This is a genomic window from Pelorhabdus sp. sgz311001, assembly GCF_055901755.1.
In genome coordinates, this window is the sequence record NZ_JBVXUT010000002.1 from 500,943 (window position 1) to 515,021 (window position 14,079).

The 14,079-nt window shown below is 45.6% G+C and carries 16 protein-coding genes and 1 tRNA gene; 1 reads left to right on the forward strand and 16 read right to left on the reverse strand.

From position 1 onward, the window contains the following. Positions 1 to 33: 33 nt before the first annotated feature. The 16 genes from AC0MXB_RS08210 to AC0MXB_RS08285 all read right to left on the reverse strand — a co-directional run bounded on the left by AC0MXB_RS08210 (position 34) and on the right by AC0MXB_RS08285 (position 13,598). Positions 34 to 609 carry a peptidoglycan DD-metalloendopeptidase family protein gene (locus AC0MXB_RS08210; protein ID WP_474039171.1) on the reverse strand — a complete coding sequence of 192 codons (576 nt, stop codon included), beginning with the start codon at positions 607 to 609 and terminating at the stop codon, positions 34 to 36. A 31-nt stretch (positions 610 to 640) separates the two neighbouring features. Then, on the reverse strand, positions 641 to 1,633 hold the full coding sequence (spoIID, locus tag AC0MXB_RS08215; protein WP_474039172.1) for a stage II sporulation protein D: 993 nt from the start codon (positions 1,631 to 1,633) through the stop codon (positions 641 to 643). 117 nt (positions 1,634 to 1,750) lie between these two features. Beyond that, positions 1,751 to 3,019, reverse strand: coding sequence for a UDP-N-acetylglucosamine 1-carboxyvinyltransferase (gene murA, locus AC0MXB_RS08220; RefSeq protein ID WP_474039173.1), 1,269 nt, complete (start codon positions 3,017 to 3,019; stop codon positions 1,751 to 1,753). Positions 3,020 to 3,232: 213 nt separating this feature from the next. After that, positions 3,233 to 3,649, reverse strand: a complete 417-nt coding sequence (locus AC0MXB_RS08225; RefSeq protein WP_474039174.1) for a F0F1 ATP synthase subunit epsilon — start codon at positions 3,647 to 3,649, stop codon at positions 3,233 to 3,235. 3 nt (positions 3,650 to 3,652) lie between these two features. Next, positions 3,653 to 5,062, reverse strand: a complete 1,410-nt coding sequence (gene atpD, locus AC0MXB_RS08230; protein ID WP_474039175.1) for a F0F1 ATP synthase subunit beta — start codon at positions 5,060 to 5,062, stop codon at positions 3,653 to 3,655. 24 nt (positions 5,063 to 5,086) lie between these two features. After that, positions 5,087 to 5,947 carry an ATP synthase F1 subunit gamma gene (atpG, locus tag AC0MXB_RS08235; RefSeq protein ID WP_474039176.1) on the reverse strand — a complete coding sequence of 287 codons (861 nt, stop codon included), beginning with the start codon at positions 5,945 to 5,947 and terminating at the stop codon, positions 5,087 to 5,089. Positions 5,948 to 5,953: 6 nt separating this feature from the next. After that, the gene (atpA, locus tag AC0MXB_RS08240; protein ID WP_474039177.1) at positions 5,954 to 7,483 is read right to left on the reverse strand and encodes a F0F1 ATP synthase subunit alpha; all 1,530 of its coding nucleotides are present in this window, start codon (positions 7,481 to 7,483) and stop codon (positions 5,954 to 5,956) included. Between the two features lie 2 nt (positions 7,484 to 7,485). Then, positions 7,486 to 8,052, reverse strand: coding sequence for a F0F1 ATP synthase subunit delta (locus AC0MXB_RS08245; RefSeq protein ID WP_474039178.1), 567 nt, complete (start codon positions 8,050 to 8,052; stop codon positions 7,486 to 7,488). Next, positions 8,046 to 8,549, reverse strand: coding sequence for a F0F1 ATP synthase subunit B (gene atpF, locus AC0MXB_RS08250; protein WP_474039179.1), 504 nt, complete (start codon positions 8,547 to 8,549; stop codon positions 8,046 to 8,048). The genes AC0MXB_RS08245 and atpF overlap by 7 nt, the downstream gene beginning before the upstream one ends. Positions 8,550 to 8,623: 74 nt before the next feature. Next, complete coding sequence (gene atpE, locus AC0MXB_RS08255; protein ID WP_474039180.1) at positions 8,624 to 8,875, reverse strand: F0F1 ATP synthase subunit C; 252 nt, start codon at positions 8,873 to 8,875, stop codon at positions 8,624 to 8,626. Between the two features lie 56 nt (positions 8,876 to 8,931). Further along, on the reverse strand, positions 8,932 to 9,609 hold the full coding sequence (gene atpB, locus AC0MXB_RS08260) for a F0F1 ATP synthase subunit A (RefSeq protein ID WP_474039181.1): 678 nt from the start codon (positions 9,607 to 9,609) through the stop codon (positions 8,932 to 8,934). 27 nt (positions 9,610 to 9,636) lie between these two features. After that, positions 9,637 to 10,017: an ATP synthase subunit I gene (locus tag AC0MXB_RS08265; protein ID WP_474039182.1), complete on the reverse strand. Its 381-nt coding sequence runs from the start codon at positions 10,015 to 10,017 to the stop codon at positions 9,637 to 9,639. Positions 10,018 to 10,055: 38 nt separating this feature from the next. Beyond that, positions 10,056 to 10,277, reverse strand: a complete 222-nt coding sequence (locus tag AC0MXB_RS08270; RefSeq protein WP_474039183.1) for an AtpZ/AtpI family protein — start codon at positions 10,275 to 10,277, stop codon at positions 10,056 to 10,058. A 230-nt stretch (positions 10,278 to 10,507) separates the two neighbouring features. Continuing rightward, the gene (gene wecB / locus AC0MXB_RS08275) at positions 10,508 to 11,671 is read right to left on the reverse strand and encodes a non-hydrolyzing UDP-N-acetylglucosamine 2-epimerase (RefSeq protein ID WP_474039184.1); all 1,164 of its coding nucleotides are present in this window, start codon (positions 11,669 to 11,671) and stop codon (positions 10,508 to 10,510) included. An 85-nt stretch (positions 11,672 to 11,756) separates the two neighbouring features. After that, positions 11,757 to 12,788 (reverse strand): glycosyltransferase family 4 protein, encoded by a 1,032-nt coding sequence (locus AC0MXB_RS08280; protein WP_474039185.1) that lies wholly within the window; start codon positions 12,786 to 12,788, stop codon positions 11,757 to 11,759. 126 nt (positions 12,789 to 12,914) lie between these two features. After that, positions 12,915 to 13,598 carry a MazG nucleotide pyrophosphohydrolase domain-containing protein gene (locus tag AC0MXB_RS08285; protein ID WP_474039186.1) on the reverse strand — a complete coding sequence of 228 codons (684 nt, stop codon included), beginning with the start codon at positions 13,596 to 13,598 and terminating at the stop codon, positions 12,915 to 12,917. A gap of 185 nt (positions 13,599 to 13,783) precedes the next feature. On the opposite strand from AC0MXB_RS08285, the gene AC0MXB_RS08290 reads away from it, so the two are divergent. Further along, a tRNA-Ser gene (locus AC0MXB_RS08290) sits at positions 13,784 to 13,874 on the forward strand. The last annotated feature ends 205 nt before the right edge of the window (positions 13,875 to 14,079 follow it).

Consider the following 14,079-nt stretch of genomic DNA (forward strand, 5'->3'; position numbering starts at 1 on the left):
GTATATGCGAAGTGAAAAAAAACATGACCGCCCCTAAAGCCAATTGTCTGGATCTTCAAGCCGCCCGGCAACTTTTATCGTAATATGAAGGTGTATATAAGGCTCATCCTGACAAGATCCACTGAGACCAATGGTGTCGCCGCCTGCCACAACTCTACCTTGTGTTACAAAAACTTGACTCAAGCTCTCATAACGAACCTGCCGCTCACCTGACTCAATGACTAGCGTGAGTCCCCGTCGTTTGTCTTCACGCACTTCGGTGACAGTTCCCGCCCACATCGCTTGAACCGGCGCTGCTTGCTCAGTCAATAAGTCACAGCCATTATGATAGCGCCAATCATGAAATGCCGGATGAATCTGCCAACCAAAGTGCCAATACACACTGCCTTGGCTCGGTCGATACACACGCTGACTGCTCGCGGCAGGTTCACCGGACTGATCCGCTGAAATCTGCGGCGTTGTTTCTACCGCGACCGACTGCTTTCCAAACAAGTTCCAACTGCAGGTAACGGCAATTACTAAGATTAGAAATACTCCAAATAAAAATAAAGTAATAAACAGAATACGCCCCTTTGCCACAGCAATCACCTCTGGCTGTAGGCTATCCAAAATCTCCCTTGTTTATACATAAGAGGCGGAATTAACCGCCCTGCAATGCGCTAAGCAGGGTCTTGGGATAATAAAATAACAGAATTTGTTTATAATCATAACCAGCCTTAGCCATCCCATCGGCGCCGTACTGAGAAAGGCCTACGCCGTGACCGTAGCCTGTTGTATGAAAAATATACGAATCTTTCGTTATGGTAACGGTAAAATTAGTGGAATGAAGTCCCAGCTTTTCCCGAACTTCCTGGCCGGTCAAAACCTTATCGCCAAAACGGACTTTGTCTACTCTGCCTGATTCAGTCAAGCTAAGAATATGCACCTCTGTCGGTTTAGCAGTACTCTGACCAAAAGCGGCTATGCTGCCTTTATTAACGCCAAGGCAGTCTTGCAGTTGCCGCAAAGTATATTCTTTATCTTCTTGATAGCGCGGCGACTGCCTGTCCCAATTATTCGTTACACTGACAAGATAAGGATAGTCACTTCCCCATACTTCTCTAGAACTTGCCGTTTTCGGACCCGCGGTAGAGTGAAAGACTGCATGAATCGGTTCGCCTTCATAGGTTAAAATCATTCCCGCTGTTTTCGCTACAGCCGCTTTTATTTTACTATTCTTAGCCTCATATTGTCCTTGCCAGCGTTTTTTTCGTTCTGCTTCGCTGATCCAAGCCTGTCCCTCTCGGTAATCGCTGCTAATATCGGCGCCAGGATGAGCTGGCGCTCCCTTGCCGCCAAAAATTTTCAAAGTCCTGACCGCATAAGTTCGAGCCGCAACAGCCTGCGCCGCTAGGGCCTCGCTCTCAAATTCAGCTGGCATCTCAGCAGCCACAACACCAGCTACATAATCTTCCAGATCTAAATCAATAATTTTCTGTACTTCGGCCTGATACAATCGCACGGTAATATGTTCATTATAGCTGCCAAAGGGCATAGAAAAAGGCATTTTAACACGAGGGCCATAAACAATCAGCGCCGGAAGAATTAAGAGCACAATCAGTCCGCCAATTAATATTTTCAGGGCTGTTTTCACCCCTCCTCCTCCTCCTTTCAAGCCCCCCAATTATCCGGTTCCTTTCATTCTATGAAGCCAAAATTAAAAAAATACTTCCTGCTATTAGCAGGAAGTATCTTCATACATATTCTCTCGTTATCGATCAACCCGGGAAATATCGGCACCCAGTCCGCGCAGCTTGTTGACAATATCATCATAACCGCGATCAATATGGTGAATATAAGAGATTTCCGTCGCCCCATCAGCAACAAGTGCCGCTAGGACAAGCGCCGCGCCAGCTCGAAGATCTGTCGCTTTCACTTCACAGCCAGTTAGACGTTCTACGCCTTCCACCAAAGCACTGCGGCCTTCTATCTTGATATTTGCACCCATTCGTTTTAGTTCGTCCACATGCATAAAGCGATTTTCAAAGACAGTTTCTGTGACAACACTCGTACCACCAGCGACTGTCATCAGAGCCATAAACTGAGCTTGCATGTCTGTCGGAAAACCGGGATATGGCAAAGTCTTAATATCAACAGAACGAATCGAGCGACGGTTATTGCCGCGAACCCATACACCATTCGTGTCTTCTTCAAGCTGAATTCCAGCTTCTTTTAGTTTGGCAATGACTGGTTTTAAATGCTCTGTCAAAACATTGTCAATCCGAACTTCGCCGCCTGTCATCGCCGCAGCTACCATATAAGTCCCGGCTTCAATGCGGTCCGGAATTACGGCATGAACAGCGCCACGCAATTCTTTTACACCATTAATTTTAATGACATTCGTGCCAGCACCGCGGACCTTCGCGCCCATGGCATTTAAGTAATTTGCTAAATCAACAATTTCCGGTTCTTCCGCCGGATTTTCAATAATAGTCTGTCCAGAAGCAAGGCTTGCCGCCATCATTAGGTTTTCTGTCGCGCCAACACTAGGAAAATCCAAATAAATGCGCGCGCCAACCAGTCCACTGGGAGGTGCTGCCGCCTCAATAAAGCCATGACCTAACTCGATCTTCGCTCCTAGAGCTTCAAACCCTTTTAAGTGAAGATCAATTGGACGAGTTCCAATCGCACAGCCGCCTGGCAACGAAATTTTCGCTTTGCCAAAACGAGCTAAAAGCGGCCCCATAATCAAAAAGGATGCTCGCATTTTTCGCACCAGTTCATAAGGTGCTTCTACTGTCGATATATGAGTGCTGTCAATATGAAGCGTCGCCGCTTCACTTGCATCTACCTTGACACCCAAGGTTTTTAAAACGGCGCTGATCGTCCGTACATCTTCCAAATCAGGAATCTCTTCCAGTGTACTCGGAGTGGTTCCCAGAAGGGAAGCTGCAATAACAGGTAGTACGGCATTTTTCGCTCCGCTGATTTTCACTCGTCCTGCTAATTTATTACCGCCCCTGATAACTAGTTTTTCCACAAAAGTTCCTCCTACGCCAACTCACTGCGCGTTCGTTGAGTCATTCTTATCTAGTTTACCATTAAGCAAGCCCGACAGGCAAGTATTTATATTGTTGTCATTTTATGAAATGAATATGCGAAAATCCAAAAAGAGGCTATAGGTCACTTTTTCGCAAAAATGACGCCATAGCCTCTTAAACAGGACATGAAAAATTATATACGCTGCGCGAAATTAATGATGTTTCGCTCCAAAGCTAGCTACTTTCAACCGGACTATCGCACGAGATAAAGCAGCATGAGCTCTTGCCTCATCCACTTCGCTGCTAGCAGCACTCAAACGTTCTTCCGCACGTTGCTTTGCCGCCTCAGCTCTTTCTACATCAATTTCTTCGGGCAATTCGGCACAGCTCGCCAAAATAGTAACCTTTTCCGGCTGCACTTCGATAAAACCGCCACAAAGAGAAATTTGATGTTCGCCATCCGCTGTCAACAGACGCAGTGGCCACGTATTTAGAGCGGCAATCAGCGGCACATGGCCTGGCAGAACGCCAAGATCGCCGTCAGTAGCCCGCGCAATTACCATATTGACATCACCGGAATAAGCCAGTTTGTCAGGAGTTACAATGTCCACACGAACAGTTCTGGCCATTGCTTATTCCCCCTTCAAAGTACGAGCCTTTTCGATAACCTCGTCAATTGTACCAACCATGTTGAATGCTGCTTCTGGCAGATCATCATGTTTGCCGCTTAAAATTTCGCTAAAGCCGCGAATCGTTTCTTTCAGTGATACATATTTTCCTGGCGAGTTCGTGAAGACTTCCGCTACAAAGAACGGCTGACTTAAGAAACGCTGAATTTTTCTAGCTCTTGCTACAGTGATCTTATCGTCTTCCGACAACTCTTCCATACCAAGGATGGCAATGATATCCTGCAACTCTTTATAACGTTGCAGAATTTTTTGTACGCCGCGAGCTACACGGTAATGTTCTTCCCCTAAAATATTAGGGTCCATAATACGGGACGTGGAATCAAGCGGATCCACAGCCGGATAAATACCAAGCTCAGCAATCTGACGCGACAATACTGTCGTTGCGTCAAGATGGGCGAATGTCGCAGCTGGCGCCGGGTCAGTCAAGTCATCGGCAGGCACATAAACAGCCTGAACGGAAGTGATAGACCCTTTTTTCGTAGAAGTAATACGTTCTTGCAGCGCACCTACGTCAGTACCCAGCGTTGGCTGGTAACCAACAGCGGAAGGCATACGGCCGAGTAGAGCCGATACTTCCGAACCAGCCTGAATGAAACGGAAAATATTATCAACGAACAGCAGTACGTCTTGACCGCCTACATCACGAAAATATTCCGCCATAGTCAAGCCCGTAAGGCCTACGCGCATTCTGGCTCCCGGTGGTTCATTCATCTGACCATATACGAGAGCTGTTTTATCAATAACGCCAGATTCTTTCATTTCTGACCAGAGATCATTTCCTTCACGGGTACGTTCGCCTACGCCAGCAAACACGGAATAACCGCCGTGCTCAGTAGCAATGTTTCTGATCAATTCCATGATCAAAACAGTTTTACCTACGCCAGCACCGCCAAAGAGGCCGATTTTACCACCGCGGGAATAGGGAGCAATAAGGTCAACAACCTTAATGCCTGTTTCCAAAATCTGCGTTGAAGTTTCCTGATCTTCAAAGCTCGGAGCTGACCGATGGATCGGCCAATGATCGTCCGCTACGACTTCCGCCGGATTATTATCAACGGCTTCTCCTAACACATTAAATACCCGACCGAGCGTGCCCTTGCCTACGGGAATCTGAATCGGCGCACCGGTATCAACTGCATCCATGCCGCGTGTCAGGCCGTCCGTAGACGACATGGCAACAGCACGAACCGTGTTGTCTCCCAAATGCTGCATGACTTCAGCTGTAACATCCAACTTAGCGCCATCCGACTGTCCCTGAATTTTAATGGCATTATAAATGGCAGGGAGCTGCTCGGGGGAAAACTCAATATCTACAACAGGACCAATTACTTGTTTCACTTTTCCGATATTCACAGGGTTCCCCCCTCCTTAAATTCACTATTTAATGGCTTCAGCGCCACCCACGATTTCACTGATCTCGCGAGTAATATTCGCCTGACGAATTTGATTGTATTTCAGGACAAGCTTAGCTATAAGCTCCTGGGCATTATCAGTAGCCGATCCCATCGCCGTCATTCGTGCGCCTAATTCGCTTGCCGCCGACTGCAACAAAGCGCCATAAATGGTAGACTCAAGATATTTTGGCAATAATTCCGCTAAAACGGCGGCAGCATCCGGTTCAAAAATATATTCCCCAGCACGCTTTTCGTCCGCTTCTACTTTTGCCTCTGGTTGCGTCATGGGCAACAGTTTTATAACCGTCGGCTTTTGGGTCAGCGGCGATAAAAACTGCGTATAAGCCATATAAATTTCATCATACTCGCCTTTTACAAAACCATCTGCTACCGCGCGAGAAAGTTCCACAGCATTTTGATAGGAAGGTTTTTCAGAGAATCCAATAAATTCCTGATCAATGCTATAGTGGCGGCGCCGGAAATAATCACGCATTTTTCGGCCCACCGTAATGAGCTGTACATGATCATGACTCTTAAGGCGCGGCACAACTTCCCGGACTAAGTTTGACGTATAAGCGCCAGCCAGTCCTTTGTCCGCATTAATGAGTAAATAGCAGACTTTTTTTACGTCTCTCGATTCCAGCAGCGGATGAGAGATATCGTGAGCATTAGCAGTTACACTCTCTAGCACTTCCCGGATTTTATCGGTATAAGGCCGGGAAGCTGCTGCTTTCTCCTGCGCTTTGCGCAATCTGGCGGCAGCAACCATCTTCATAGCCTTCGTAATCTGCTGAATGTTTTTTACGCTTTTGATGCGACGACGTATGTCCTGTGTACTAGGCATCCGTTATCACCTCGCTGCACTGTCTTCAATGCTTACAAAAGTATCTTTGAATTCTTTAATGGCTTTTTTCAGCGCTGCTGCCGTTTCGCTGTCAATTACCTTCTTCTCGCGAATCGATTTGCCGATTTCTGCATAGCTTGTACGCATGAATTTCAGGTAATCCTGTTCGAGCTTCGTAATATTTTCTACAGCTACATCATCAAGATAGCCGTTAACAGCCATATAGATTACAAGCACCTGTTCTTCTACAGGCATCGGTACATACTGGGGCTGTTTCAAAACTTCCGTCATGCGGTCGCCGCGGTCAATTAACGCTTTAGTCGCTTTGTCCAGATCACTGCCGAACTGAGCAAAAGCTGCCATTTCACGATACTGCGCCAAGTCAAGGCGAAGCGTACCAGCTACACTCTTCATGGCTTTTACCTGAGCACTACCGCCTACACGCGATACGGACAGACCTACGTTAATAGCTGGACGGATACCAGAATAGAAAAGTTCGCTTTCAAGGAAAATCTGACCATCTGTAATGGAAATTACGTTAGTCGGAATATAGGCCGATACGTCACCAGCCAAAGTTTCAATAATCGGCAAAGCCGTAATGGAACCAGCGCCAAGTTCATCGGATAATTTAGCAGCCCGTTCTAACAAACGGCTGTGTAAATAGAAAACGTCACCGGGATAAGCTTCACGTCCTGGCGGACGGCGAAGTAGAAGCGACATGGCGCGATAAGCCGCTGCCTGTTTGGAAAGATCGTCATAAACGCAGAGGCAATGGCCGCCTTTATACATAAAATATTCTGCCATAGCAACACCGGCATAAGGAGCGATATATTGCAACGGTGCACTGTCAGAAGCAGTAGCAACAACAACAATCGTATATTCCATCGCGCCGTGATCTTCCAGCGTCTTCACAACGCGAGCTACGGTCGAAGCTTTTTGGCCAATCGCAACATATACGCAGATTACGCCTTGGCCTTTTTGATTAATAATCGTATCAAGTGCAACAGCTGTTTTACCAGTACCACGGTCACCGATAATCAATTCACGTTGTCCCCGGCCGATTGGCACAAGAGCGTCAATTGCTTTTAAGCCTGTCTGAAGTGGTTCGTGAACGCTTTTACGATCAGCAATACCAGGCGCTTTAAATTCTACAGGACGGAATTCCGTTGTTGCAATTGGGCCTTTACCATCAATCGGCTGCCCCAAAGGATTGACAACACGACCTACCATAGCTTCGCCAGCAGGAACCTGCATGATGCGGCCGGTACGGCGCACTGTGTCGCCTTCTTTAATCGTCATTTCACCGCTCATAAGAACAGCGCCGACATTATCTTCTTCCAGATTCAAAACCATACCGAAAACGCTACCGGGGAATTCTAACAGTTCACCGGCCATAGCCTTTTCTAAGCCATGGATACGAGCAATTCCGTCGCCTACCTCGATGACTGTACCAATATCATCAACATTGAGGTCGACTTCATAGTTTTCAATCTGCTGTTTGATGATAGCCGTAATTTCTTCTGGCCTCATTTTCATACTTACTTTGTCACCCCAATCTTCGTCGCTTGCGATTGCAGCAGTGCGTACTTCATAAGGTCAAGCTGACGTTTTACGCTGCCGTCAATCAGTTTATCGCCTAATTTAATGATCATGCCGCCAATAATGGAAGCGTCAATGTGTTCTTTCAGTACAATGGTTTTGCCCATAACGGCTTCAAGCTTTTGCTTCAAAGCAGTCTGCTCTGCTTCGCTTAAGGGCAGAACTGTTTTTACTTCAGCAATAGCAATATTACGTTCTTCATTTGCTAAGCTAATAAATTCCTGAATCATTTGCGGTAAAAAAGTCTCCCGACGCTTGTCAACGACAAGCAAGAGAAAGCGAAGAACTTCCGGGGTTACTTCCTTACCGAAAACTTCCTTTAACAAGGATTTTTTTGATTCAGCTGGTACGCGTGGATGATACAGAAAAGTCGCCAGCTCTTTATTGTCAGCTACAGCGCTTTGCACCATCTGAAGCTGCGCTTCTACTGCAGCAAGCTCGTCCTTTTCTTTGGCCAACTCGTAAATCGCTTGAGCATATTTTTGGGCAAGCTGCTGCACTAACATGGCAGACCACCCGTCTTCGTTTCATCTAATTTATCAATGAAATTCGCTACAAGTTTCGCATTTGCTTCATTTGTCATGTTTTCACTGATAATTTTAGAAGCTGCTGCTAATGATAAAGCAACGACTTCTTGCCGCATTTCATTAATCGCTTTATCGCGTTCGCGGCTAATTTCTTCCTGAGCATTTTTCAGCAGTTTCGCGCATTCCTGACGCGTCACTTCTAGTTCTTCGTCGCGTTTTGCTGCCGCAAATTTTTCAGCTTTGTCAATAATAGTCTGTGCCTGGCTGCGAGCTGCCGCCAACTGACGTTCTAAGTCTTGTTTCAACGCTTCGGCTGCAGCGCGTTCTTTCTCTGCCGTCTCAAGACCTGAGGCGATTTTCTGCTGCCGTTCATTGAGCATTCCCACAAGGGGCTTATAGGCGACTTTGGTCAGAATGGCCACAAGAATTAAGAAATTTATAATTTGCGCTATAAGCGTCGCATCAATATCAACCAATGAGGCCCCTCCTCCTTAGGCGTGTAGGGAGGCGACAGACCCTCTAGCCTGTCGCCCTATACCGCTTTTCTTGATTACTTCGTAAACGGGTTGGCAAACATCAAAACGAAAGCAATAACAACAGCGATGATTGGCAATGCTTCGATCAAACCAACAGAGATCAGCATGTTAACAAGAATCGTGCTTTTTGCTTCCGGCTGTCTAGCCATACCTTCTACGGCTTTAGCCGTAACGAGACCGTCACCAATACCTGCGCCAATGGCGGAAAGACCGATAGCTAAACCTGCTCCGATAACCGAAGCTGCGATAATAATTGCATGTTCCACAATAAGTTCCTCCTTTTTTTCATTCCATTTTGTTTAGAAAAGTCTATTTTCAATCATTAGTGGTTGTCATTTAAGCTGTTTGACAAGTAAGACATTGTCAGCATGGTGAAAATAAAAGCCTGAATCACACCGACAAAGACACTGAAAGCCAGCCAAATTGTCGGAACAAAGTACGGCACCAACATGCCAAGCACAATGAGGAGAACTTCCCCTGCAATAATATTTCCGAATAGACGAAAAGACAGTGTAATCGGCTTGGCTAATTCTTCAATAATATTAATGGGCAAAAATAAAGCGTACGGCTTGAAAAAATGTCCGATATACGATCCGAGCCCTTTATGCATAATGCCCAAAACCTGTATGAGAACAAAAACCATAATCGCCAGCCCTGCTGTCGTGTTCAAGTCGCTTGTCGGCGAACTAAACTTCGGAATGAGTCCAAGCCAGTTGCTGATCAAGAGAAAGAGAAACAGCGTAATGATCATCGGTGCAAACTTGAGGCCTTTCGGGCCCATAGTGGATTCAATTTGATTCAAAAGCGCTTCTACAGCCATTTCCAATAAATTTTGCCAGCCAGATGGCACTAGTGTCAGCCGTCTTGTTGCTAAGATTGCGATAATAATAACAACCGCCATAGTCAGCCACGTCATAATGAGCGTGTCTAGATGAAAACTCAGGCCGGCAAAATGAGCAATCTGATGTGAGCCAATTGCATGTCCTTCACCATGTTCCATCAGAAATCCCCCCCTTTCTTATTTCATTTAGAAGAATTTGTGTTTGATAACAAACACACAAGCAGCCCCCAGGAAAACTATATGAAGTGAGAAAAGCCCCACGACTGCTGCCAAAAAATCGAGTTCTGGAACTCGCAAAGAAAAATAAAGAATAAAACAGACAAATACAAGACGAATTACCCAGCCCACGCGCATGGACCAAACCGCCTTCTTCGGCGGCAGGTTGGCGCTTTTTTTTACGCGGATCATCACCAGGATAAAATAAATATAAGCCGCCACGATACCAAGCAAGAGTCCGGGCAGCTTATCACCATGACCTGATAACCACGTACTGCCAAGCAGGAAGAACGACCATAAGGGTAGTCCCCAAAAATAGGATTTTTTCATCTCCCCAAAATCGGTTCTCATACAAAAAGCGCTTCTTTCATTTACTATCACCATAATATTCAATTTTTTTGACTGGCAACAATGAGCTTAAACACTCCCACGCAACCAGCTAAAGCTCCCAGCGCAATTCCAATGATCGTTCCCCAAGGGTAAGTGGCAAAATAGTGATCCCAAAGCCGCCCTATCCCTATTCCTACAGCAAGTGTCGAAACAAGCGTAAGCCCTAGAGCCGATACAAGATTCAGCGCCTGCAGCAAAGCATTTTTGCTATTCTTGCCCATCTTTGCATCCCCTTCATCTTCAAAAAATAGCATACCCTGGAATACGCTTTTCTATGATTTCGGAAATGGCATGAATAGTATTTGTATATATTCTTCACACAATTAAAAATTCCTCCTCGATTGTGTAAAAAAGAAGATTTTTGTCTAGTTATTCTATAAAATTGCTGAAAAACGCTAAATTTATTTCAAATACAAAAAGTCCGCATCACAATAGTATGCGGACTAAATTCTTATTCGTTTTTGCAAACAAAAGGAGCTGGCATTGTTTGTTTCAAGCCATAGCGACATAGAATCGTTTCAACAATCCGCCGCGAAGAAAGTCCATCACCATAAGGATTGCAAGCCCCAGCCAACTTCTCATAGTCGCTGCGACTACTTAAGAGCAATGAGGTTTCCTGATAGACTCGTTCTTTTTCTGTACCAATCAACTTTACTGTACCGGCAGCGATTGCTTCTGGTCGTTCCGTCGTATCGCGCAAAACAAGAACTGGCTTACCTAACGACGGCGCTTCTTCTTGGATTCCGCCCGAATCGGTTAGAACCAGATATGACCGCGCCAAGAGGTTCGCAAACGGTTCATAGTCCAGTGGATCAATAAGATGAACTCGTTCTACACTGCCAAGTTCGGCCTCAACAACTTCACGTACTTTCGGATTTTTATGAACCGGGAAAACGACTTCTACATCAGAAAAATCATGAACAATCTGCCGTAGCGCTTGATAAACATGGCGCATCGGTTCGCCAAGATTCTCGCGGCGATGAGTCGTCACTAGCACAACGCGGCGCTCGCCATAGGGGATCGAAGCTAACAGCGGATCAGAAAATTGATAGGTTTCACTTACCGTTGCTTTCAAAGCATCAATGACTGTATTGCCTGTAACAAAAACATTGTCAGCAGAAATATTCTCTTTCAAAAGATTTTCTTTCGCTGTCGGCGTCGGTGCAAAATGCAGTTCTGCTAAAGAACCAGTCAGCTTACGGTTCATCTCCTCGGGAAAAGGCGAATATTTATTGCCTGTTCTCAGCCCCGCTTCCACATGGCCTACGGGAATATGATGGTAGTAAGCGGCTAGCGCTCCCGCAAAAGTGGTTGTCGTATCGCCATGAACAAGAACAATATCGGGTTTTTCGGTGGCAAGGACACTGTCAAGACCATGCATGGCTTTGGCGGTAATATCAAATAGAGTCTGCCCTTGCGCCATAATATCAAGATCATAGTCAGGTTGAATCGCAAACAGGCCGAGGACCTGATCCAGCATTTCTCGATGCTGGGCTGTTACCGTAACAATCGGCTGGATGAGATCGCTATATTTAGCAAGCTCTAGCACCACTGGAGCCATCTTGATAGCTTCCGGTCTTGTGCCAAATACAGTCATAACTTTCAGACGAGCCAAACAAATCACTCTCCTAATTAGCTAAAAGAGGCAGGCCTTGCGCCCGCCTTTGTGGTTTCTTGCTATTTTTACTTTAAAATCATACTCAGGAATGACTTTGCGCCGAATCGTTCTGTTTCAGAACGCCCACCTTCCGCGCCCCAACAAAAGCAAGCGCCAGGAGGCAGAAAAGAATGACGGCAGCAAACCCCATATTTACTTCTGTCAAAGCAATTGCGCTAAGACCGAGGCAGCCACTGATCACATACATGAGTAAAACAGCTTGTTTCTGTGATAAGCCCATAGCTAACAAACGATGATGCAAATGTCCTTTATCAGGCTTAAATATGGGCTGTCCGCTATTATAGCGGCGAATAATTGCAAAGGTTGTATCCATAATCGGCAGCCCCAAAGCTACGATCGGCACAATCAAGGCAATCGTTGCAGCGGATTTCACAGTTCCCAAAATGGAAATCGCCGCAAGCATATACCCTAAAAACATACTGCCTGTATCACCCATAAAAACTTTAGCCGGATTAAAATTATGCTGTAAAAAACCAAGGGCGCTACCAGCAAGAGCCGAAGTCAGCACAGCAACAATCCAAAAATTCTGTTGCAAAGCCACGAGCAAAATCGTAAGCGCTGCAATTGTTGAAACACCAGCGGCCAAACCATCTAAACCGTCAATTAAGTTGACTGTATTGGTCAGCCCAACAACCCAAAGAATCGTAATCGGTACAGAAAAATATTCTACATAGATCATATCCCCGAAAGGATTTGTCAACCATTCAATCTGAATATCAAATAAAACTAAAACAATCGCTGCAGCAATTTGCCCGAGAAGTTTCACTTTTGCTGGCAGCTGCAACATATCATCAGCAATACCTACAAGCAAAATTACGGTACCGCCAGCGAGTAGGCCAAGAATATCTTTATCCATATGCATACTTGCCAAAACAGCGACGACAAAACCGATGTAGATTGCCAGTCCGCCCATCCGCGGAATCGGATGCTTATGCACTTTGCGTGCGTCAGGCGCGTCCATAGCCCCAAGTTTGATTGCCAGCTTTATTACGGATGGAGTAATGAGATAAGCCAAAACTAAAGCCGTGATAAAAGCAACAACATAAGATTGCACAATTCATGCACCTCGTTTTCTAATGTACCTAAGGTAAGTTCAAAAAAACTGACCAGGCACCAACAGCCCTATTGTACCAAACCACGTAAAAACTTGTCAATGAAAGCCTGTACATTCCTGTCTGATTTACCGCGTAAAATAGCCCCGTTTTTCCAGTTTTTCTACATGCTCAGCTACAAGCGCGGCAATATCAACTTGATAGCGGTCAGCGAGAATATACATCATCGTAAAACAACACTGCGCTACATCTAATAGTTCTTCGGCGCAACCATCTAGAGCAGCCGCAAAGTCAAGCTGAACGGTTTCACCGGAAGCGCCTGTCATCTTGCCTAAATACTGCGTCATCTCGCCAAGCTCTTCTTGAATCTTACAAACCGTCGTAAGCAAAGTTACTTCATCAAGATAAAGCCGCGGCAGCCGTAATGTCTTAAAGGAACCGCAAGTTGCAATCTCATAGGTTTGCCCCTGATCAAAACAGTAGCCTTTTGCCATAAGTTTCGCCAAATGTCTGTCAATCATTTGATCAATCGTCAGATGATACTCATCTTCCATCACAAACAGCATGGTCACGCAAACCTGAGCCACATCTAACAGTTCTTCCGCCACCGAACGCAAAGTGCGCTGGGCTGCCGTCAGATCAACTGCCTTGCTTGGTATCGCACTGATCTGTCCGACCTCTTCCGATCGTCCATACGGCAAAAAGTGCAAAACAGCCCGCGCCAACTCCCCAGCTTCTTCTACTGCTTTTAAAAGAGTCGAAGAAAATGTCGGTGTCAAATGATTCAATTTTGGTAAGCTAATTGTATCCATTTTGTTTTCCTTTCATTCCTTGTTCAATCCAACGACAAATGTCCCATCCTAAATTATATCTTCGCAGGGCAGATTTTGTATATTTTATACTTAAAATTAAGTTATATCTCTATTGTAGCATAAAAATAGGTTAACTGCTTATTGACAGAAGATGTTTCATCATGCTACAATCTAATAGTGTCCTTGGAGTGATACTCAAGTGGCTGAAGAGGACGGTTTGCTAAATCGTTAGAGGTCGCAAGGCCTGCCAGGGTTCAAATCCCTGTCACTCCGCCATAATAGGAAGAACCGGTTATTTACGAAGGTAGATAGCCGGTTTTTCGCATTTCCCAGCCTTTTTCGGGTAGACGAAAGGGAGATATTACTCATAACGCGTCACCGTTAGCACTTGACTTCCGCTTTTATGAGCAATATCTCCCTTTCTGCCTTATCACAAAACAGTTGTCATAAGCTCAAAACCACGATTAATGCTTAATTCTAC